Genomic DNA, 19,144 nt, shown 5'->3' with positions numbered 1-19,144 from the left:
GGCTACCATGTTGTATAGCGATGATCAATACAAACTGTTTAGTGAAGAGTTGGACGGTGCTTCCATTGGAACCGTATGGTCAGCTATGAGAGCTGATAATTTTGATAGGAATACATTGTCCTACGAAGATAAGAAAAACTATTTTTTCGATTTGATTCATCACCTTATGGCTGAAGGGAGAGTAAGGTTAGGCAAACATGGTCAATTCCTTGAGGGAGACATTGAAGAACAGTTAACACATTACAAGGCTGCATTCCCTAAGACAGAAGAGGAATGGAAAACAAAAAATGAAGATATTTGGTTCTATGAAGAGGAATGCCCTGGTGGTCTTGTTTGGATTCATGAAGACGGCTACCAGGATTGGACGTAGTTACTGATACTATCTGTAGAATGGTAATCTGTTAACAGATAATAAAAAGCCCGCAAAAGCGGGTTTTTTATTACGCAGCAATCAAAAATTAACACATTGATTTTATTTTATTTTTAATATTATTTGGTTTGCAATATATACGCATTGTGGAAATATTTGCTTTGATAATGAATATGGCAGAATATATTGCTTTGCAATATCTACGATGAAATTGGGTTTTATCGTCCCCGCCCCGAAACTCGCAACACTACCCCTACCAATAGCAATGCAGCGCCCGAGGCATAGAGCGGGAACCAGCGCGTCCACCAGAGCGGGGAAAACAGCGGTGCAGCGTTTGAGTTACTGACGGCGTAGTGGCCATAGAGATTCAGTGAAAACACGATAATTAAAATAATGAGGCTAATAAGGATAAGTAAGCTTGATACTTTATGCATGAAATTTCTCGCTCGTAGGTAACATAAATAGGTCTGAATTTTTATTTAATCTTACCCTTTTAATGTGACTCTGTTGTTAACGTAACTCCGTTATGTGAGCGCATTCATAGAATACTTCCCTTTTTTCGGAAAAAGACAGTCCTATAAGGACGCATTATTTTCTCGGGTGATGAGTGATCTGTCATCGATTACACAACAGCATATGCCTTTGCATTTTGATGTTTGCGGATAATCTGTTTGTTCAAGCCTTGGCTCAGTTCTGTGACAGGAGAGCCGAACCTACAGTGAGACAGTGTAAACAGGAGAAGTAATATGGCGTCATCCGGTGCAATGAATATTCTCGACTTTGTTGAGGCGGGTGAAGGAAATGATTTAACTAACGCATTTCTTCGTCTTGCCAAGAAAATCAATGAGAATCCTAACCCGGTCTGGGAATCCCTCGGCGGTAAGGTCATCGTGCCCGCCGGTACCTACAGCATCAAGAGGCAGATCGTTTTTTTAAAGCCAGGTGTACACATCGTTGGCGAAGGAATTCAGTCAACGAAGTTACTCCTTACGGCTGACCTGGGGGAGCTGGGGGCCGTTTTCAAATTTGACTCCGATATTACGGGGTACTCTACCGTTGGCGTGTGCGTCAAAGATATCTCTATCAATATGGCCAGCCATACCGGGAGCGCAATTGTTTTACGTAAGCCCTATGACGGTTTTATTCTGGAGAATATCAATATTGATAATTTGGCGGATAGCGGTATCGGCATTGTTATCGAGCCGGATAACGATGATAATCCGTCGGACAAAGTCTCCCAGACGCTAACGGCAATAAACGTCCTGGTAAAACATACCAATCTGACGGCAACAGCGCCTTGTTTTTATGCTGAGGCATTACAAGAGGCCGTCTTCATCAATTGCAAAGCGTTTGGTGGCCCAGAGAGCTATGTTAACCAGGCGCCATGCCACGGTTTTTTATTTGTAGATTGCCGCGGCATCACCCTGATTGGCTGCAGCGTGGCGTTTACCGGCCTACACGGTATTTCTATCGTTTGTTCTAACCGCCCTTCGACAGGGTTCTTTTTGTATGGCACAACGGCAGAGTCTTGCAAAGGGATCGTTAAAGCGTCAGGAAGCGTCAATAGCAGTGTCAGTCAGCTTTATATTGACTCCATACGCGCGGAGGGAGGAACGGAAAATACGGCAGGCACCTTTTCACTCAACAAAGTTATCGAGGCCAGCATTAATTCGGGATCGAATTCGGTCACGATCGATAGCCAAAGTGCTCTGGTGTCCGTTTCATCTCTTGATGTGGGTAAAGTCAAAAATTCTGGTCAGAACTGTTTGGTCATCGGATTGCCTTCGGGGGCAAACAATGGATATTCAATTAATGCCAGTGCCTTCAGCGTGGCGAAAGAAGGAACTAAAATTATCAATGGCAATACCGATTTGATTGAAATGCATGCCTCCGGTGCCTGTGTGGCCGCTATCGATTACCCCTGGAGAGAAGGCAATACGTCGCTAAGCCTGCTGACGAACAGAAAAGGGAAGATGGGATTTGAGCGAGTGATGCTGGGGGAGGAGAATAGCGCCGGCACCGGTTTTAGAGCGCTTAAGATAGCGAACTAACCGGGTTAATGCCTTTTATCTAATGAAGAAAACCCGCCTTGGCGGGTTTTCTCTTTTTCTCGCTAGCCGTCACTTCACCAGCGGCTTATCGCCCGGCGTTTTGAACTTCGCCAGATATTGCGGCTGGAAGATGCACATGCGCAGCACGGTGCGGTATTCGCCGTTGACGAAGAACTCGTCGATCAGCTCGCCTTCCACGTTAAAGCCCAGCTTGCTGTAGATGTGGATCGCCTTCGGGTTCTCCTTGTCGACGATCAGGTACAGCTTGTACAGGTTCAGCACCGAGAAGCCGTAGTCCATCGCCAGGCGGGCGGCGGTGCTGGCGTAGCCTTTGCCCTGGTGGGCGGGATCGATGATGATCTGGAATTCTGCGCGGCGGTGGATGTGATCGATCTCCACCAGTTCCACCAGGCCGACCTTGGCGCCTTCGTGCTCGATGATAAAGCGGCGCTCGCTCTGATCGTGGATGTGTTTGTCGTAGAGATCGGAAAGTTCGACAAAGGCTTCGTAGGGTTCTTCAAACCAATAGCGCATAACGCTGGCGTTGTTGTCCATCTGGTGGACGAACGACAGATCGTCCCGTTCCAATGGGCGTAACCTGACGCTGGCAGTGCTGGACATGTGGGCTCCTCTGTGCCGTGAAATTGTGCAAAGTATAACTTCACAGAATGGATGAAGGCGAAAAAAACGGCGCCGCGTGGGCGCCGTTTAGGCAAGGTTCAGGCTGCGCGCATCAGTCGGCGGCGTGGCCCTGCGCCGGCAGGCGTTCGCCGTCCAGCCAGGCGGCGCCGTCGCGCATCGCCAGGCGGCCGTCGACGAACCAGCTCACCACCAGTGGATAGATCGTGTGTTCCTGGGTTTGCACCCGTTCAACCACGTCATCCTCCTCGTCGTCAGCGAAAATCGGCACCTTGGCCTGCAAAATCACCGGGCCGCCGTCGAGCTGTTCGGTCACGAAGTGCACCGAGGTGCCGTGTTCGCTGTCGCCGTTGTCGATGGCCTGACGGTGAGTATGCAGCCCCGGGTATTTCGGCAGCAGGGAAGGGTGAATGTTCAGCATGCGGCCGGCATAGCGCTGCACGAACTGCGGGCTGAGGATGCGCATGTAGCCGGCCAGCACCACCAGATCGGGCTGGTACTGGTCGATGGCGTCCGCCAATGCGGCGTCGAACGCCGTGCGATCGGCGTAGGCCTTGGCATCCAGCGCCTGGGCGGCGATGCCCGCCGTTTCGGCGCGTTGCAGGCCATAAGCCTGCGCCTTGTTGCTGAACACCGCCACGATTTCGGCGGCGATGCGGCCCTGCTGGCAGGCGTCAATCAGCGCCTGGAGATTGCTCCCCTGGCCGGAGACCAACACCACGATCTTTTTCATCAGTTGATGACCACTTGTTGTTCGTCGGAAGAGGCGGTCAGTTTACCGATTTTCCACGCTTTTTCACCTGCCGCGGTCAGCAGCGCGATGGCCGCTTCCACTTCGGCTTCCGGTAGGGCGATGACCATGCCTACGCCGCAGTTGAAGGTGCGGTACATTTCATGACGGCTGACGTTACCGGCCTGCTGCAGCCAGGTGAACACCGCCGGCCACTGCCAGCTGGCTTCGTCGATCACCGCTTGCATGCCTTCCGGCAGCACGCGTGGAATGTTTTCCCAGAAGCCGCCGCCAGTGAGGTGAGCGATGGCGTGTACGTCAGCCTTCTTGATCAGCTCCAGCACGGACTTCACGTAAATCTTGGTCGGCGCCAGCAGGTGGTCGGCCAGCGGTTTGCCTTCCAACTGAGTGGCGGTCGGATCGGTGTTGCTCACTTCCAGGATTTTGCGCACCAGCGAGTAGCCGTTGGAGTGCGGGCCGGAAGCGCCCAGGGCGATCAGCGCATCGCCGGACTGCACTTTGCTGCCGTCGATGATCTCGGATTTTTCGACCACGCCGACGCAGAAACCGGCCACGTCGTAGTCTTCGCCGTGGTACATGCCCGGCATTTCAGCGGTTTCGCCGCCCACCAGCGCACAGCCGGACTGTTTGCAGCCCTCGGCGATGCCGGTGATCACGCTGGCCGCGGTGTCCACATCCAGCTTGCCGGTCGCGTAGTAGTCGAGGAAGAACAGCGGCTCGGCGCCCTGAACCACCAGATCGTTGACGCACATCGCCACCAGATCGATGCCGATGGTGTCGTGGCGTTTCAGATCCATCGCCAGACGCAGCTTGGTGCCCACGCCGTCGGTACCGGAAACCAGCACCGGCTCGCGGTATTTCTGCGGCAACGCACACAGGGCGCCAAACCCGCCCAGACCGCCCATCACTTCCGGGCGACGGGTCTGTTTAACTACACCTTTGATGCGATCTACCAATGCGTTGCCTGCATCGATATCGACACCTGCGTCTTTATAGCTGAGAGAGGTTTTGTCGGTCACTGCGCGATTCCCCACGACGATTTGCGGTTTGAAAACTGTGCTTCCGATGTTGATTCCGGAATAAGGCGCGGCAATTCTAACAGCGCAGGCAAACGTTTGCGAGCGGCTTGTGAACCGGCTCTGCTTTTTCGTCATCTATACTGATATTCAAACTTTTGTTGATCCCGATCGGGCTATTGTGGGTGGCGCGGCGAAAAAAAGGAGGTATAATCCCGCGATTTTTTTGGCCGCAACCACCTTAATAGGAGAAAAATGATGAAGATCGTTGAGGTGAAACACCCGCTGGTAAAACACAAGCTTGGCCTGATGCGCGAAAATGACATCAGCACCAAACGCTTCCGTGAGCTGGCCTCAGAAGTGGGTAGTTTACTGACCTATGAAGCGACCGCCGATCTGGAGACGGAAAAAGTCACCATCGAAGGCTGGTGCGGGCCAGTTGAAGTGGATCAGATCAAAGGGAAAAAGATTACCGTAGTGCCAATCCTGCGCGCAGGCCTGGGCATGATGGAAGGGGTGCTGGAGCACGTGCCGAGCGCGCGCATCAGCGTGGTGGGCGTATACCGCGACGAAGAAACCCTGGAGCCGGTGCCGTACTTCCAGAAGCTGGTTTCCAACATCGAAGAGCGCATGGCGCTGGTCGTCGACCCGATGCTGGCCACCGGCGGTTCGATGATCGCCACTATCGATCTGCTGAAGAAAGCCGGCTGCCACAGCATCAAGGTGCTGGTCCTGGTCGCGGCGCCGGAAGGCATCGCCGCGCTGGAGAAAGCGCATCCGGACGTTGAGCTGTACACCGCCTCCATCGATCAGTGTCTGAACGACAAGGGCTACATCGTGCCTGGCCTGGGCGATGCGGGCGACAAGATATTTGGTACTAAGTAAACATTTGAGCCGACTTAACGAGTCGGCTTTTTTTTGACTAAAACCTATAAAACCAATAAACCGAGGAAAAGCACACATGACCCGTCGCGCCATCGGCGTCAGCGAGCGCCCGCCGCTGCTCCAGACCATTCCGCTCAGCTTCCAGCACCTGTTCGCCATGTTTGGCGCCACCGTGCTGGTGCCTATCCTGTTCAAGATCAACCCGGCGACCGTGCTGTTGTTCAACGGCATCGGCACGCTGCTGTATCTGTTCATCTGTAAAGGCAAGATCCCGGCCTACCTCGGTTCCAGCTTCGCGTTTATCTCGCCGGTGCTGCTGCTGTTGCCGCTCGGTTACGAAGTGGCGTTGGGCGGTTTCATCATGTGCGGCGTGCTGTTCTGCCTGGTGGCGCTGATCGTGAAAAAGGCCGGCACCGGCTGGCTGGACGTGATGTTCCCGCCGGCGGCGATGGGGGCGATCGTCGCCGTCATCGGCCTGGAGTTGGCGGGCGTGGCGGCCAATATGGCGGGGCTGCTGCCGGCGGAAGGCGCCAGCGCCGACTCGACCACCATCACCATTTCGCTGGTGACGCTGGCGGTCACGGTGCTCGGTTCAGTACTGTTCCGCGGCTTCCTGGCGATTATCCCGATCCTGATCGGCGTGCTGGTGGGCTATGCGCTGTCGTTCTTCATGGGCGTGGTGGATTTGACGCCGATCCGCGAGGCGCACTGGTTCGCGCTGCCGACCTTCTACACCCCGCGCTTTGAGTGGTTCGCCATCTTCACCATTCTGCCGGCGGCGCTGGTGGTGATCGCCGAGCACGTCGGCCACCTGGTGGTGACCGCCAACATCGTAAAAAAAGACCTGATCCGCGATCCGGGCCTGCACCGCTCGATGTTCGCCAACGGCATCTCGACGGTATTCTCCGGCTTCTTCGGCTCCACGCCGAACACCACCTACGGCGAGAACATCGGCGTGATGGCCATCACCAAGGTCTACAGCACCTGGGTGATCGGCGGCGCGGCGGTGCTGGCGATCCTGTTGTCCTGCATCGGTAAGCTGGCGGCGGCGATCCAGGCGGTGCCGGTGCCGGTGATGGGCGGCGTTTCGCTGCTGCTGTACGGTGTGATCGGCGCTTCGGGCATTCGCGTGCTGATCGAATCCAAAGTGGATTACAACAAAGCGCAGAACCTGATTTTGACCTCGGTGATCCTGATCATCGGCGTGAGCGGCGCCAAGGTGCACATCGGCGCGGCGGAGCTGAAAGGCATGGCGCTGGCGACCATCGTCGGCATTGGCCTGAGCCTGCTGTTCAAGGTCATCAGCCTGTTCCGCAAGGAAGAAGAGGTGCTTGACGCGCCGGACGAATCGGCGGAGCAGAAGTAACGAAAAGGGCAGCCCAGGGGCTGCCCTTTTGACTTATGGCATTCGCCTTAGCTGCGAATTTTGCGGTACACGAACAGCACCACGATGGCGCCGATAACCGCCACCACGAAGCTGCCGAAGTTGAAGCCGTCAACCTTGCCGTAGCCGAAGAAGGTGCTGATATAGCCGCCGACCACGGCGCCGATGATCCCCAGCACGACGGTCAGAATAAAGCCGCCGCCGTCTTTGCCGGGCATGATCCACTTAGCCAAAATACCGGCGATCAGGCCGAAGATAATCCAGGAAATAATCCCCATTTACTGCTCCTTTCTTTGGTGGCTGAGAATAGCTTACTGCTGGGTGGCCGGCTGAGTATTGCCGTTCACCGCCGCATCGGTCTCTTGTTTCAACTCTTGCGCTTTGTTTTCGGCGCTGTTCTTGATGGCTTCGGTCTTCGCCTTGGCCTGCTCGGTCAGATCGTTGGCGCCGTTGATGGCGTCGTTTTTGATGGCCTTGGCCTGATCCACCAACTGCTGGCTCTGTTTGCCTGCGTCGTCTTTGATCGCGGCGGCTTTGGCCTTGGCGTCGTTGGTGATGGCGTCCGCCTGCTTGGCGGCGTCTTCTTTAATCGCCGAAGCTTTGTCTTTCAGCTGATCCGCCTGAGTGGCGGCCTCTTTTTTGATTTCATCCGCCGTCGCTTTCGCTTTGTCCGTCAGATCGTCCGCTTTTTTCTGGGCGGCGTCTTTCATCTGCTCGGCGCTGTCTTTGGCTTTATCCAGGTTGGCGTCAACCTTGGAGGAGTCATCACAGCCGGCAACCAACAACCCGATAAAGGAGGCCAACAGCACTTTATTCCATACTTTCATCGTCTATATCCTTGCAGAAACCTTGTTGATGGTGATTGCATTTAGCCTACCTATACTAGGTCAGATTTTACTTAAATTACAAATTTAACCTGCGCAGGCATGGAGTTAGGGAATGATATCGGATAATTCTTGCCTCGGCGGGCGCCGCCGCCGATCAAGCAGCGCTTAGGCATTGTTCACTATTGCGGCATAAGATCCTGCCGGTTCAACAGCGCCCGTTTTCTGTGTTAAACTGCCCACGTTTTTCTGCCAGTTTTGGTTGAGGTGCTTCTCTGAATACGCCGGCACAGCTTTCACTGCCACTTTATCTTCCCGATGATGAAACTTTCGCCAGTTTTTATCCGGGCGAGAACCCATCCCTATTAGCCGCGATCCAATCCGCCGTCCGTCAGGAACATGGCAGCTATATCTATTTCTGGTCGCGTGAAGGCGGCGGGCGCAGCCATCTGCTGCATGCGGCCTGCGCCGAGCTTTCGCAGAAAGGCGAAGCGGTGGGCTATGTGCCGCTCGACAAGCGCGCCTACTTCGTGCCTGAAGTGTTGGACGGCATGGAGCAGCTGGCGCTGGTCTGCATCGACAATATCGAATGCATCGCCGGCGACGAAGAGTGGGAGATGGCGATCTTCAACCTCTACAACCGCATCCTGGAAACCGGCCGCACCCGTTTGTTCATCACCGGGGATCGTCCGCCGCGTCAGCTGAACCTGCGTTTACCTGATCTGGCTTCGCGCCTGGACTGGGGGCAGATCTACAAGCTGCAGCCGCTGTCGGACGAAGAGAAACTGCTGGCGCTGCAGCTGCGCGGCAAACTGCGCGGCTTCGAGCTGCCGGAAGACGTGGGCCGCTTCCTGTTGAAACGGCTGGATCGCGAGATGCGCACGCTGTTTATGACCCTCGATCAACTCGATCGCGCCTCGATTACCGCCCAACGCAAGCTTACCATCCCGTTCGTTAAAGAGATCCTGGGGCTGTAACGGGCTAATCTGCCTATTTTTCCGCGTGTTCCAGCAGGGAGCAGTAGTGCTCAACCTGCTGGCGTTGCCGATCGTTTCGCAGTTGCAAAGCGAGATTGATATGTTCCAGACACTGCGCATTGTCTGCAAGCCGTGGGTCGATTTTCCCCTGCTGTGCCAACCAGGCCGCCACGTCAGCCCAGCGCCACAGCGGTGAGGCGCCGCCGAGCCGTTGAATGGGGGAAGGGAAGCCGCCGGGGCCGCGAGTTCCGTCTTTTAGCATGGCGATCGCCTGACGCGACAGTTCGGTGAGCTCGGCAATATCGCTTAATCCCACCAGACTGGAGTCCACCGATATCACCTTGGCGCCGATATTTGCGGATTCAATATCGCTGATGGCGCTGCAAATCGCGTGCGCAAAGTTATCGCTTTCTCGATCGAACTCCAGGTAAACGGCTTTACCGTAGAAACAGATCAGCGCGTCATCGCATCCCGCCGCATACAGCGCATCTTCCAGCCCGGCGGTATCGGCGGTGACCCCATCCAGCGTCAATGAGAAATGATAGAGCGTCATGGTGATTCTCCGGTTATTTTTTCTGCGACAGCGCCAGGCAGTGATCGACTTTGCGCCGAATCTGTTTGGCATGTACCTCTGGGTTTTTTGGCGTGCTCCAGATGCTCATCATATGTTCTTGATGCCCGGCAAAGGCGCAATGTAGTCGGCCAAATGCGTGCCCCTTGCTGGGCCGAAAATGCCAACCCTGAGAAAGGGCGTAAGCTAATGCCGCCTGAATGTGCTTGTCTGGGTGTTTTTTCATCGCTCGTCCAGTGATGCGATCAGGGTAGGTGGGGTGTTGACGATTGTCAACGGCTGTTTCACCGAGAGATTTGGCGTTTGCGCAGCATAGCAGCGGAAGAAGACTGTGATGATGAAAAGTATTTATATAACAATTAATTAAAAATAGCCCTGTTCAGGGCTATTGGTATTTTGCGGTTCAATAAGAGATTTGCCGGACGATTACAAAATCTCCAGCACCTGCTCCGGCGGCCGGCCGATGCGCGCCTTGCTGCCTTTCACCACGATGGGGCGTTCGATCAGTTTCGGGTTCGCCGTCATCGCCGCCAGCAGTTGCTCTTCGCTCAGGCTTTCGTCCGCCAGCTTCAATTCCTTGTACAGATCTTCTTTTTTGCGCATCAGATCGCGCGCCGATGTGAAGCCCAGTTCCTTCAACAGCTTTTTCAGCTCATCGACTGTAGGGGGCGTTTCGAGGTACAGCACCACCTTGGGATCGACGCCGTGCTGTTCCAGCAGCGCCAGGGTTTCACGGCTCTTGGAGCAGCGCGGGTTGTGGTAAATCGTGACGTTTTTCATGGCGTTCATTCCTTGTTGAATCAGCTGCGCTGGTATTGGCGGAAGCGCTGTTGCAGTTGGCGCAGCTGGTCGATGCGCGCATCGTAGCGCGCCTGTTTCAGGCTGCCGAGTTTTTGCAGCGAGCTGGCATTGCTGAGCAGGCCGATAGCCTGATCGAGCCGGCCGTTCAGCGCCAGGCTTTCGGCGCGGGCCGACAGCTCTTCATCGCGCAGCCCCTGAGCGGCGCTGGCCTGCGCCAGCAGATCCCAGCCGTTCGGATCGTCCGGATGGGCAAAGGTATAGCGGTTCAGGATCTTCGACGCCTGCGCCGGCTGGTTGCCTTCGACATAGGCGTTGGCCAGGTTGAGTTGCAACACCGGGTTGTTGTTCTGGGCGGCGTTGGCCGCCTGCAGGCGGGCGATGGCCTGCGGCGCGCGTTTCTGGCCGAGATCGATATCGGTCATCAGGTCAATCAGCCAGACGTTTTTCGCATCCTGCGCCAGCATCGGTTGAATGATATTGCGCGCGTCGTCGTATTTTTTCGCTTCATAGAACAGGATGGCGCGGCCGTATTTGGCGGCCGCCTGTTCGCGCACGTTCCCCTTGCTGAGCGAGCCGAGCAGCTCTTCATTCAGGCCATAGCCTTCCGAGCTGTACATGCCCAGTGCGCGCACCTTGGCCATCAGGTAATCCTGCGAAGACTGCACGATGTGTTTCTGCATCTGGTTGGCGCGGTTGCGCGCGTCGGAGAGACGGCTGTCCGGCAGCGGGTGCGTCAGCAGCATTTCCGGCGGCTTGGAGGCGTAACGCGACTGATCCGAGAGTTTCTGCAGGAAGTCGGGCATCGCTTCCGGATCGAAACCGGCGCGCTGCAGCACCTGAATGCCGATGCGATCGGCTTCCTGTTCGTTCGATTGGGTAAAGCTGATCATGCCCTGCTGGGTGCCGGCCATGGTGCCGCTCAGCGCCGCCATGCCCATGGTCGGGTTGGCCATCGCCAGCAGGATGGAACCAAGTGCGCCCACCCAGGTCAACGGGGCGTTGCGTTGCTGATCTTCCATTGCGCGCGCCAGGTGGCGTTGGGTGACGTGCGAGATTTCGTGCGCCAGCACCGAGGCCAGCTGGCTTTCATTGTCGCTGACGCGGAACAGGGCGGAATGCAGCACCACGTTGCCGCCGAAGAAGGCGAAGGCGTTGATTTCGTCGTTGCGCACCAGATAGAAATGGAACGGCGTGCGCACCGAATAGGCGCTGGCCACCAGCCGGTTGCCCAGTTGGTTGATGTATTGACTCAGCAGCGGATCGTTGATCAGCGGGGCGCTGGCGCGCAGTTGGCGCACGTAGAAGTCGCCCATCGCCAGCTCTTGTCCGATGCTCAGGGTGCCGCCGGCGGAGGTGCCCATATCCGGCAACTGGTCCTGGCTTTCCGCCTGTGCTGGCGCCAGGGCGGTGGCGTTCAACGTGCCGAGCAACAGCACCGCTAACGCGGTTTTGGTCAACCGGTTGGTCATAGTCAGGCGTTTCCCTTAAATAATCATTTCTAAGACGTCAGCAGCAGACAAGAGTTCTTTATTCCCACGGCGCGATCCGCGTGAAAGTGCGGCGGATCACAAACCGCCGCGACGGCAATCATCACATCATAGTCAGCGGCAGGCGACAAGGAAACGTTAGCCGGGGGCGAATAGGGCAAAAAAGTTTTATTTTTCATTTCGAAGGGCGTTTTCTCCGTCGGGAGCGAGACGGAACTTCAATAAAACGCGGATAAAGTTAGTCCGTGTTTTATTGACAAGATAAACGCAGACTCATATAGTCTGCGTTATTGAAGGTTTACTGACGGTCAAAAACGGACATATGGCGTACATCACAACCAGCGTTGAATATGGCATCCACTGCCTGCTGTGGCTGGTCGGCGATAACCAGCGCGCGCTCAGCAGCCGCGAACTCGCCGAACTGCAAGGGATCTCCCCCAGCTTTCTGGCCAAGATTTTCCCCAAGCTGGAAAAGGCGGGCATCGTCGCCGCCAGTGAAGGGGTGCGCGGCGGTTACCGGCTGGCCCGTCCGGCGAAAGAGATCAGCTTTCTGGAGATTATCGACGCCATCGAGGGGCACAAGCCGCTGTTCGATTGCCAGGAGGTGCGCGGGCGCTGTGCGGTGTTCGATGATTCCCCGCCGGAATGGGCGGTCTCCGGCAAATGCGCTATCCATGCGGTGATGCTGCAGGCGGAGAAGGCGATGCGCGATGCGCTGGCGGCGCAAACCCTCGGCGACGTCGCTGCCCGTTTTGGCCGCAAGGCGCCACAGGGCTTCTTCGGCGAGGTCAACATCTGGCTCGACGAGCGCATGACGGAACGCACCGCGCGCAGCGGCAAAACGGCTCGCGCCAAGACCTAAACTCCGCCTTTCTTTAAAACAAAACACATTTTTTCCCGCCTCTTCGGAAGGGGCGGGCGGTCCTTCTGCACCCTGCGACGGGAGCGGAACGGCGCCGTTCATCCGAAAAAACTGCGGGCAGCCTCGTCGCCCGGTCAACCCTGTATGAAGGAGTCATCCCATGACGCAGAAAATAGTGATTGCCGGTTCCGGTTTTGCCGGTTTTTGGGCCGCCGTGTCCGCCATGCGCGCCATTACCCTTGCCGGTAAGCATGACGACATCGAGGTGCTGATGGTTTCGCCGACGCCAACGGTCACCATCCGGCCACGCCTGTATGAAGCGGTGCTGGACAACATGAACCCCGACATTTCCGCGCAGCTCACCGCCGTCGGTGCACGGCACCTGGCCGGGACGGTAGAACGTATCGACGCCGCCGCCAAAACGCTCAGGGTGGCGCCGGCGGTGGGGGAACCCCTTGAGTTGGCCTACGATCGTTTGGTGTGGGCCACCGGCAGTCGGCTTTCCGTGCCTGCGGTGCCGGGCTTTGCCGAATACGGTTTCAACGTCGATACGCTGGAAAGCGCACAGCGCTTGGGTGCTCATATCAAAGCGCTGGCGGCCAAACCGTCAACGCCGGCGCGCAACACCGCCGTGGTGGTGGGAGCGGGGCTGACCGGGCTGGAGAGCGCCGCGGAGATGCCGCAGCGGCTGCGCGATGCGCTGGGGCAAAACGAGAATGTGCGCGTGGTGATCGTCGATAGCGCCCCGGAAGTGGGCGCAGGAATGGGCGCGGAGCCGGGGGCGGTGATTCGCCAGGCGCTGGCGGAGTGCGGCGTGGAAGCGCGAGCCGGCCTGCGCGTTTCGGCTATCGATGCCGAGGGGGTGATGCTGTCGAACGGTGAGCGCATCGCCGCCAACACGGTGATCCTGGCGGCAGGCGTGCGTGCGCATCCGCTGACCGAGCAAATCCCCGGCGAACGTGACGCTAATGGCCGAGTGATCGGCGACGCCTTCCTGCGCGCGCCGGCGGCGGCGGGCATTTTCGTGACCGGCGATACGGTGAAAGCGGCGACCGACGATCTCGGTAACCACAATCTGATGACCTGCCAGCATGCGATGAGCCTCGGCCGCGTCGCCGGTCACAATGCGGCGGCGGAGTTAGTCGGGTTGCCGACGCACCCGTATAGCCAGCCGAAGTATGTGACCTGTCTGGATCTGGGCCCCTGGGGCGCGCTGTATACCGAAGGCTGGCAGCGCCAGGTGCGCTTTACCCGTCAGGAAGGCAAAAAGATTAAACAGGAGATTAACACGCAGTGGATTTACCCACCGGCGGCGGACCGCGAGGCGTTGTTCGCCGTCGCCAATCCGGATTTCGTGATTGTGCCTTAAAAAGATAAGAACGGGAGCGGCAACGCTCCCGTCGTCATTTCCCCAGCGGCAGGAAAGAGCGTTCCGGCACCACGGTTTTCATCACCAGCGTGGAGCTCAGGCGCTGCACGCCCGGCAGGGCGGAGAGCTTCTCGTCGTAAAGCTGCTGGAAGGCGGGCAGATCGCGGGCGATAACGTGCAGCAGATAGTCGGGATCGCCAAACAAACGCTGCGCCTGCACCACCTGCGGAATGTCCACCATGGCGTTTTCGAAGGTTTCGACGGCGCGGCGATCGCCTTCGCGCATGGTGACGAACACCAGAGCGGAGAAGTTGTAGCCCAGGCTGCCGGGATCGAGCTGGGCGCGGTAGCCCCTGATCACCCCGGATTCTTCTAATGCGCGCACCCGGCGGTGGCAGGGGGATACGCTCAATCCGATCCGCTCGGCCAATTCGGTCACCGACAACCGCCCGTCGGTTTGCAGTTCCGCAAGAATTTTGCGATCAATCTTATCCATTTGGAAAAATTTCCCCGCTTGTGCCGATTTCAGGCAAGTAATTGAAAGCACATTTTAACGCCTTGAGGATATTCTTGCCATCTGTTGAACGGTTTTGACGGCCGCCGCCAGGCGGCCGTGCTTATTCTACGAGGAAAACGCGATGGTTCTCTGTTCGGTGCGGCGCTGTGCGTTTGAGAGGGCGCCGGCATGACGCTCGCTCTGTTCGCCGCTTTTTGGGCGGTGTCGATTCTGTTGGTGATCACGCCGGGTATGGATTGGGCTTATGTGATCTCGGCGGGCATTCGCGGCCGGGTGGTGGTGCCCGCCGTCGCCGGTTTGTTGTTCGGCCACCTGCTGATGATTGCGATCGTAGTGGCGGGCGTCGGCGCGTTGCTGGTCGGCAATCCGCTGGCGCTGACGGCGCTCACCTTGCTGGGGGCGGCTTACCTGCTGTGGATCGGTTTCAATATGCTGCTGCATCCGCCGGTGCCCGGCGCCGGTGAAGATCAGCGTTCCGATTCCTGGCTGCGCTGGGCCGGCAAGGGCGTGTGCGTTAGCGGCCTGAACCCCAAGGTGTTTCTGCTGTTTCTGGCGCTGTTGCCGCAGTTTACCGACGCCCGGGCCGAGTGGTCGGTGCCGATGCAGATGCTGGCGTTGGGCGCCGTGCATTTGATCAGCTGCGGCCTGGTGTATCTGCTGGTGGGATTCGGTTCACAGTCCGTGCTGCGCACGCGCCCGCAGGCAGCGAAGGGGGTGGGGCGCATCTCCGGTGCGGCGATGATCGTCATCGCGCTCGGGCTGCTGGCCGAGCAGGCGTTGAAATAGCATTACCGTCGGTAGATGTCCGGCCGGGCGATCTGCCAGACAAAGTCGGGGTGATTGATGGCCGAATAGCCCACTTTCTCATAGAGCCAGGGGGCGGTGCTGGTGACCAGCATGATTCGCCTCAGCTTCGCCATCAGCGGATGGGCCTGGCAGCATTCCGCCAGCCACAGACCCAGCCCGCTTTTTTGATGCGTCTCCAGCACGTACACGTCGCACAGATAGCCGAAAGTGGCGTAATCGGTGACCAGCCGGGCGAAACCGATCTGCCTGGCCTCGTGATATAAACCGAAGCACAGGCTGTGGGTGAGGGACTGGCGGACGGTTTCTTTATCGATTCCCTCCGCCCATGAGGAACGGGTCAGAAAAGCGTGAATGGCATCGAGATCCAGCAGGGCGGGATCGGTGCTGACGAGATAGTCCGCACGCTGCCAGACAAGTGGGGAAGGTATGGTCATGCTATTCCTTTTCTTTTCGTTAACGCATCGCTACTGGCGGTGGACCAATCCGCTGATCAAATCCAGCGCGTCGTCCGCCGCCGCCACTTCACTTTCGCTGAGCGCCTGCCGCTCGATGAAGCTCTCGATAGCTTCCAGCAGAGAGAAGACGCTGATTTCATCCCCTATTTTCACGACTTCGCACACGCCGCGCCCAATTGCCTGGCAGATTGCCTCATCAAATTCAAATGGCTTGTTGTTCATCTCTCCCCCGACGGCATTTGGGATTATGACGACCATGTTACCGGTTTTTACACGGCGGCGGTCTGACGAAAATCCCATTTCTTTTCGTTGCTGCACAATGGCTCACGATCGCGTGCGTTGGCGAAATTCTGATTTCCTTACGGCGGTCAGATTTCCCTTGAGACCGCCTGAGCGGCGCGGTATTGTCGCCAAATGACGACAATACCGCCTCATTGTCCGCATAAAAAATTTATGACGTTATCATCCCTTCATCCCGCTGCCGTGCGGGATTTTTTTATGAGGTTTTTCTCAAAGTGCGGAGAACCTCGACGCGATCGCTTGCCATGCTCTGGGAATAATCCTAGCTTGAAATAGTCATTTAGGGTTAGCAATCCCTCATGACCTCCTTGTAATACTTGATGCACCAGAACGTTTTCTCCCCCGCTCAGGCGGGGGTTTTTAATGGTGTGCATCGGCAGAGGCCTTCAACGTAAAGAACCGACAGAGTTCGTGGCGATAATCGGTTTACGCATCATCAAGGGACAGGACAATGAAAAATGATCTGGCGGCGGCGATCGCCATCGGCTGTGTGTTGTTGTTCGCATTGGCGGTCGGTTCGCCGCTCTCCATCAGTGCCTCGCTGTAATCTTCTGCGGCCCCGCCCGGGGCCGTTCACCGACTCTGACGCGGCGTCTGCGGATTTTTGCGCCGATCGCCCACCGGCGCGATAAATTCAGCCAAATCGCTGTTGATGTATGGCGAACTTTGAGTACTCTGAGTGCTTTGCACACCCCCACGTGCGCCGTTCTATCTATGCTTTAATCAGGCCCATCACAGGAATCGCCATGCCCGCCCGTCAAATCTCGAGGAGCCCGCTCTGATGCTGGAGATGCTATTACAGTGGTACCGCCGCCGTTTCACCGATCCACAGGCTATCGCGTTGCTGGTGATCCTGGTCGCCGGCTTCCTCATACTCTATTTTCTGCACGGCATTCTGACCCCGTTGCTGGTCGCCATCGTGCTGGCGTATCTGCTGGAGTGGCCGACCGCGCGCCTGCAGCGCATCGGCTGTTCGCGCACCTGGGCGGCGAGCATCATGCTGCTGGTGTTCGCGGGCGTCGCCATGCTGCTGGTGTTCGTCGTCGCGCCGACCGCCTGGCAGCAGGGCATCAATCTGATGAGCGATCTGCCGGGCATGCTCAATCAGTTCTATAACTTCGCCGCGACGCTGCCGAAGCGTTATCCGGCGCTGGTGGATGCCGGCATCATCGACATGATGGCGGAAAATCTGCGCAGCCGGCTGTCCGGCATGGGCGAGTCGGTGGTGAAATTCTCGCTGGCGTCGCTGGTCGGCCTGTTGACGCTGGCTATCTACCTGATCCTGGTGCCGATGATGATGTTCTTCCTGTTGAAAGACAAAGAGCAGCTGCTGAACGCGGTGCGCCGCGTGTTGCCGCGCAATCGCGGTCTGGCGGGGCAGGTCTGGAACGAGATGAATCAGCAGATCACCAACTATATTCGCGGCAAGGTGCTGGAGATGGTGATTGTCGGCGTGGCGACCTACCTGGTGTTCGCCGTGCTGGACATGCGCTACTCGCTGCTGCTGGCGGTGCTGGTGGGTTTTTCGGTGCTGATCCCCTATATCGGCGCGGTGCTGGTCACCATACCGGTGGTGGTGGTGGCGCTGTTCCAGTGGGGCGTCGGCGCCGATTTCTGGACGCTGATCGTCGCCTATCTGGTGGTGCAGGGGCTGGACGGCAACCTGCTGGTGCCGATCCTGTTCTCCGAGGCGGTCAACCTGCATCCGCTGGTGATTATCCTGTCGGTGATCGTGTTTGGCGGAATGTGGGGCTTCTGGGGCGTGTTTTTCGCCATACCGCTGGCGACGCTGGTGAAGGCGGTGATTCACGCCTGGCCGGATGAACTGCGGGTCGAGGTGGAAGACAAGGCCGGCTGACGGAGGGAGACGAAGCGCAGCAGGCCGCTGCGCTTCGTGAGAATTACTGCTGCAGGTAGTTCAGAACGATGTCGTGGTGATTGGTGGTTTTGAAATCATCAAACACTTTTTCAATCTTGCCTTTGGCGTCGATCAGGAAGCTGATGCGGTGAATGCCATCATAGGTCTTGCCCATGAAGGTTTTCTCGCCCCACACGCCAAACTGTTGCGATACCTGATGGTCTTCATCAGACAACAGCGTGAAGTTGAGCAGCTCCTTTTCGGCGAAGCGCGACAGTTTTTCCGGTTTGTCGGTGCTGATGCCCAGCACTTCGACGCCGGCCTTTTTCAATTCGTCCATGTTGTCCCGCAGGCCGCAGGCTTGCACGGTGCAGCCCGGCGTCATCGCCTTCGGATAGAAATAAACCAATACTCGCTGTCCCTGGAAGTCGGCCAAATTAATTTCCTCACCGTCCTGGTCAGGCAAACTAAATTTCGGCGCTGTGTCACCGGCTTTCAATGGGCTCATCACTACTCTCCATCTTTCTCATCATGCTGTGGATAGTTCACCACGCTAATACTGCCTTGCGCGTTCAATTCTGTACATAGGCGATGGAAGGCTTGCTCAATATTTGAGGCGTCCCGATCGCCGGAACTGTGGGCGGTTATTTGAATATACAGCTGCGGCGGCAGGTCGCCGTCCGCCGGCTGCGTGCGTGAGACCAGCTCGGCGATATTCATCTGGCTGGAGTCGAACAGATCGGTAAAACGTTCGATGATGTGCGGCGAGTCCTTCACCTCGACCTGAACCCACACGGTGGCCGGCATCGGCGGCCTTTCATGCGAGTTTGTGCGCTTCATCACGATCAGCAGCTCCAGCTCCGCGCCTTTTTGCGGCAGGGTGGATTCGATCAGGGTGATGGCGTTCCAGCTGCCGGACAGCAGCATGATGAACGTGAACTCCTCTCCCAGCATGGCCAGACGGCTATCTTCGATATTGCATCCGCAACTGCTGACGTGGCGGGTGATGGTATTGACGATTCCGGGGCGGTCGGCGCCGAGCGCGGTAATCACGAGATAGTGTTCGTCTGACTGAGGCAAAATGGCGCTTCCTGTCGTGCTTAATGGGGTTACCATGGTAAACATAAAAAAAACCGCCTGCCAAGCGCTTACAACGCGGTTGTGCGCTTGCTTTTGGATAGGCAGCAAAAGTACCATGAGTGACTTGTTTGTGGAGGGGA

General features: G+C 57.1%; 23 protein-coding genes. 9 read left to right on the top strand and 14 right to left on the bottom strand.

The annotated features are described in order from the left end of the window. Window positions 1-7: 7 nt before the first annotated feature. Window positions 8-370, top strand: a complete 363-nt coding sequence (locus ACMGG9_RS17375; RefSeq protein ID WP_048795068.1) for a DUF596 domain-containing protein — start codon at window positions 8-10, stop codon at window positions 368-370. 746 nt (window positions 371-1,116) lie between these two features. Continuing rightward, entirely contained in the window at window positions 1,117-2,421 is a 1,305-nt protein-coding gene (locus tag ACMGG9_RS17370) for a hypothetical protein (protein ID WP_414161591.1), read from the top strand. Between the two features lie 69 nt (window positions 2,422-2,490). Here the strand turns inward: ACMGG9_RS17370 and speG are convergent, their stop codons facing one another. From speG to purM, 3 genes are all read right to left on the bottom strand, one after another. Beyond that, window positions 2,491-3,042: a spermidine N1-acetyltransferase gene (gene speG, locus ACMGG9_RS17365; protein ID WP_033644040.1), complete on the bottom strand. Its 552-nt coding sequence runs from the start codon at window positions 3,040-3,042 to the stop codon at window positions 2,491-2,493. Window positions 3,043-3,154: 112 nt separating this feature from the next. After that, window positions 3,155-3,793 (bottom strand): phosphoribosylglycinamide formyltransferase, encoded by a 639-nt coding sequence (gene purN, locus ACMGG9_RS17360; protein WP_072627154.1) that lies wholly within the window; start codon window positions 3,791-3,793, stop codon window positions 3,155-3,157. Then, window positions 3,793-4,830: a phosphoribosylformylglycinamidine cyclo-ligase gene (gene purM / locus ACMGG9_RS17355; protein WP_414161590.1), complete on the bottom strand. Its 1,038-nt coding sequence runs from the start codon at window positions 4,828-4,830 to the stop codon at window positions 3,793-3,795. The genes purN and purM overlap by 1 nt, the downstream gene beginning before the upstream one ends. Before the next feature lie 255 nt (window positions 4,831-5,085). On the opposite strand from purM, the gene upp reads away from it, so the two are divergent. Both upp and uraA read left to right on the top strand, forming a co-directional pair. Continuing rightward, window positions 5,086-5,712, top strand: a complete 627-nt coding sequence (gene upp / locus ACMGG9_RS17350; RefSeq protein ID WP_004941642.1) for a uracil phosphoribosyltransferase — start codon at window positions 5,086-5,088, stop codon at window positions 5,710-5,712. Window positions 5,713-5,788: 76 nt separating this feature from the next. Beyond that, window positions 5,789-7,078, top strand: a complete 1,290-nt coding sequence (gene uraA, locus ACMGG9_RS17345) for a uracil permease (protein WP_033651534.1) — start codon at window positions 5,789-5,791, stop codon at window positions 7,076-7,078. A gap of 47 nt (window positions 7,079-7,125) precedes the next feature. Here uraA and ACMGG9_RS17340 read toward each other — a convergent pair whose 3' ends face one another. Beyond that, entirely contained in the window at window positions 7,126-7,374 is a 249-nt protein-coding gene (locus ACMGG9_RS17340; protein ID WP_016926728.1) for a GlsB/YeaQ/YmgE family stress response membrane protein, read from the bottom strand. Window positions 7,375-7,407: 33 nt separating this feature from the next. Further along, window positions 7,408-7,923 carry a hypothetical protein gene (locus tag ACMGG9_RS17335; protein WP_016926729.1) on the bottom strand — a complete coding sequence of 172 codons (516 nt, stop codon included), beginning with the start codon at window positions 7,921-7,923 and terminating at the stop codon, window positions 7,408-7,410. A 272-nt stretch (window positions 7,924-8,195) separates the two neighbouring features. Between ACMGG9_RS17335 and hda the strand changes: the two genes are divergently transcribed. After that, a complete protein-coding gene (gene hda / locus ACMGG9_RS17330; protein ID WP_025159568.1) occupies window positions 8,196-8,897 on the top strand; it encodes a DnaA inactivator Hda in 702 nt (233 codons plus the stop codon). Between the two features lie 13 nt (window positions 8,898-8,910). On the opposite strand, the gene ACMGG9_RS17325 is transcribed toward hda, so the two are convergent. From ACMGG9_RS17325 to ACMGG9_RS17310, 4 genes are all read right to left on the bottom strand, one after another. After that, window positions 8,911-9,450 (bottom strand): helix-turn-helix transcriptional regulator, encoded by a 540-nt coding sequence (locus tag ACMGG9_RS17325; RefSeq protein ID WP_033644020.1) that lies wholly within the window; start codon window positions 9,448-9,450, stop codon window positions 8,911-8,913. A 13-nt stretch (window positions 9,451-9,463) separates the two neighbouring features. Next, the gene (locus ACMGG9_RS17320; protein ID WP_033644019.1) at window positions 9,464-9,694 is read right to left on the bottom strand and encodes a hypothetical protein; all 231 of its coding nucleotides are present in this window, start codon (window positions 9,692-9,694) and stop codon (window positions 9,464-9,466) included. Between the two features lie 200 nt (window positions 9,695-9,894). Beyond that, window positions 9,895-10,248 (bottom strand): arsenate reductase (glutaredoxin), encoded by a 354-nt coding sequence (arsC, locus tag ACMGG9_RS17315; RefSeq protein ID WP_033651533.1) that lies wholly within the window; start codon window positions 10,246-10,248, stop codon window positions 9,895-9,897. Window positions 10,249-10,268: 20 nt separating this feature from the next. Continuing rightward, window positions 10,269-11,738 carry a tetratricopeptide repeat protein gene (locus tag ACMGG9_RS17310; protein WP_033651532.1) on the bottom strand — a complete coding sequence of 490 codons (1,470 nt, stop codon included), beginning with the start codon at window positions 11,736-11,738 and terminating at the stop codon, window positions 10,269-10,271. 340 nt (window positions 11,739-12,078) lie between these two features. Here ACMGG9_RS17310 and ACMGG9_RS17305 point away from each other — a divergent pair, with 340 nt between their 5' ends. Together ACMGG9_RS17305 and ACMGG9_RS17300 are read left to right on the top strand one after the other, a co-directional pair. Beyond that, complete coding sequence (locus tag ACMGG9_RS17305) at window positions 12,079-12,618, top strand: RrF2 family transcriptional regulator (RefSeq protein ID WP_033644016.1); 540 nt, start codon at window positions 12,079-12,081, stop codon at window positions 12,616-12,618. Between the two features lie 160 nt (window positions 12,619-12,778). After that, complete coding sequence (locus ACMGG9_RS17300; protein ID WP_033651531.1) at window positions 12,779-13,987, top strand: NAD(P)/FAD-dependent oxidoreductase; 1,209 nt, start codon at window positions 12,779-12,781, stop codon at window positions 13,985-13,987. A gap of 34 nt (window positions 13,988-14,021) precedes the next feature. Here ACMGG9_RS17300 and ACMGG9_RS17295 read toward each other — a convergent pair whose 3' ends face one another. Beyond that, window positions 14,022-14,483 (bottom strand): Lrp/AsnC family transcriptional regulator, encoded by a 462-nt coding sequence (locus tag ACMGG9_RS17295; protein ID WP_021504394.1) that lies wholly within the window; start codon window positions 14,481-14,483, stop codon window positions 14,022-14,024. Window positions 14,484-14,672: 189 nt separating this feature from the next. Here ACMGG9_RS17295 and ACMGG9_RS17290 point away from each other — a divergent pair, with 189 nt between their 5' ends. Further along, window positions 14,673-15,290: a LysE family translocator gene (locus tag ACMGG9_RS17290; protein WP_033651530.1), complete on the top strand. Its 618-nt coding sequence runs from the start codon at window positions 14,673-14,675 to the stop codon at window positions 15,288-15,290. Window positions 15,291-15,292: 2 nt separating this feature from the next. Here ACMGG9_RS17290 and ACMGG9_RS17285 read toward each other — a convergent pair whose 3' ends face one another. Together ACMGG9_RS17285 and ACMGG9_RS17280 are read right to left on the bottom strand one after the other, a co-directional pair. After that, complete coding sequence (locus tag ACMGG9_RS17285; protein WP_033651529.1) at window positions 15,293-15,745, bottom strand: GNAT family N-acetyltransferase; 453 nt, start codon at window positions 15,743-15,745, stop codon at window positions 15,293-15,295. Window positions 15,746-15,775: 30 nt separating this feature from the next. After that, window positions 15,776-16,084: a hypothetical protein gene (locus ACMGG9_RS17280; protein WP_230328417.1), complete on the bottom strand. Its 309-nt coding sequence runs from the start codon at window positions 16,082-16,084 to the stop codon at window positions 15,776-15,778. Window positions 16,085-16,847: 763 nt separating this feature from the next. Here ACMGG9_RS17280 and ACMGG9_RS17275 point away from each other — a divergent pair. After that, a complete protein-coding gene (locus tag ACMGG9_RS17275; protein WP_033644006.1) occupies window positions 16,848-17,924 on the top strand; it encodes an AI-2E family transporter in 1,077 nt (358 codons plus the stop codon). A 43-nt stretch (window positions 17,925-17,967) separates the two neighbouring features. On the opposite strand, the gene bcp is transcribed toward ACMGG9_RS17275, so the two are convergent. After that, entirely contained in the window at window positions 17,968-18,432 is a 465-nt protein-coding gene (gene bcp, locus ACMGG9_RS17270; protein WP_033635500.1) for a thioredoxin-dependent thiol peroxidase, read from the bottom strand. A 2-nt stretch (window positions 18,433-18,434) separates the two neighbouring features. After that, window positions 18,435-19,040 carry a glycine cleavage system transcriptional repressor gene (locus ACMGG9_RS17265; RefSeq protein WP_369795937.1) on the bottom strand — a complete coding sequence of 202 codons (606 nt, stop codon included), beginning with the start codon at window positions 19,038-19,040 and terminating at the stop codon, window positions 18,435-18,437. Between the last annotated feature and the right edge of the window lie 104 nt (window positions 19,041-19,144).

Source organism: Serratia sp. BNK-10 (genome assembly GCF_047456065.1).
GTDB lineage: Bacteria > Pseudomonadota > Gammaproteobacteria > Enterobacterales > Enterobacteriaceae > Serratia > Serratia ureilytica.
The sequence above is the reverse complement of the archived record's forward strand: the minus strand, read 5'-3'. Positions and strand labels throughout refer to the sequence as shown.